General features: G+C 68.5%; 1 protein-coding gene. It reads left to right on the plus strand.

Translation table 11 applies throughout. The features are described from left to right. Positions 1 to 85: 85 nt before the first annotated feature. A partial coding sequence (locus N5079_RS34955; protein ID WP_261588513.1) for an IS4 family transposase occupies positions 86 to 1,322 on the plus strand: 1,237 nt, incomplete at its 3' end.

The raw sequence follows: 1,322 nt of genomic DNA on the forward strand, positions 1-1,322 counted from the left end.
CACGACCACTATCACCGTTCGCAGCGCCGCCGGCTCCTTCGCGCCAGGCCACCTGGGTGAACTGACCCAGACGGTTCCCTTCGAGATGATTGATGAAGTACTGGCGGAAGCCGGCGGGCGGGAACGCCGGATACGGGCGTTACCGTCTCGAGTAGTGATCTACCTGCTGCTGGCGGCGGGGTTCTTCGCCGACATGGGCTATCGGCAGGTCTGGGCACGGCTGACCTCTGGCCTGGGCGCCGCGGGAGCGGCACCATCGTCGGCGGCCCTGGCCCAAGCCCGCCGCCGGGTCGGGATCGCGCCGTTGAAAGCCTTGTTCGAGCTGCTGGCCGGCCCGCCGCCGGGGGCGGTGCGATGGCGTGGGCTGCTGGTGTGTGCGATCGACGGCACGACCATGTCGGTGCCCGACAGTCCGGCCAACCTGTCCCGCTACGGCCACCAAAGCGGCAGTCACGGCGGATCGGGTTATCCCCTGGTCCGGCTGCTGGCTGTGGTCGCCTGCGGCACCCGGACGCTGCTGGCTGCGACGTTCGGGCCGTTCGGGAAGGGCGAGACGAGCTACGCACCCGCGCTGCTGGGTTGCCTGCGGACGGGGATCTTGCTGCTGGCCGACCGCAACTTCGCCGTCAAGGACCTGGTCACCCAGATCGCCGGCACCGGCGCGGACCTGCTGATCCGCTGCAAGAACGGCAGGAGCCTGCCTCGGCTGACGACCCTGCCCGACGGGTCGTGGACCTCGGTGCTGGGTGGGGTGGCGGTCCGCGTCATCGACGCCAGCATCACCGTGACCCTCTCCGGCTGCGGCCACAAGATCGGCCACTATCGGCTGATCACCACCCTGACCGATCATCGCCGCTACCCCGCCCGGGACGTTATCGCCCTCTACCACCAGCGATGGGAGATCGAGACAACCTACCTGGAGCTGAAATCAACGACCTTGGGCGGCCGAGTCCTGCGCTCCCGTTCCCCGCAGGGGGTGGATCAGGAAATCTACGCTCTGCTTGCCTCTTATCAGGCGCTCCGGTTGGCCATGGCCGATGCCACCGCCAGCCGCCCAGACATCGACGCCGACCGCGCCAGCTTCACCGTCGCCCTGTTGGCTGCTCGCGACCAGATCATCCACGCCGCAGGCATCATCGCCGAGGCCACGATCGACCTGGTCGGCCGGATCGGCCGGGCTGTCTTGGCGCACCCGCTACCCATCCGCCGGGCCCGGGTCAGCCCACGAGTGGTGAAACGCGCGATCTCTAAACACCGGGCCAAAGGCCAGATCGATCGGACCAACCATCAGGCGGTCGTCACCACCCAGGTCCTGACGGCCC

Origin of the sequence: Planotetraspora sp. A-T 1434 (assembly GCF_025420585.1) — a bacterium.
Taxonomy (GTDB): domain Bacteria; phylum Actinomycetota; class Actinomycetes; order Streptosporangiales; family Streptosporangiaceae; genus JAOEGB01.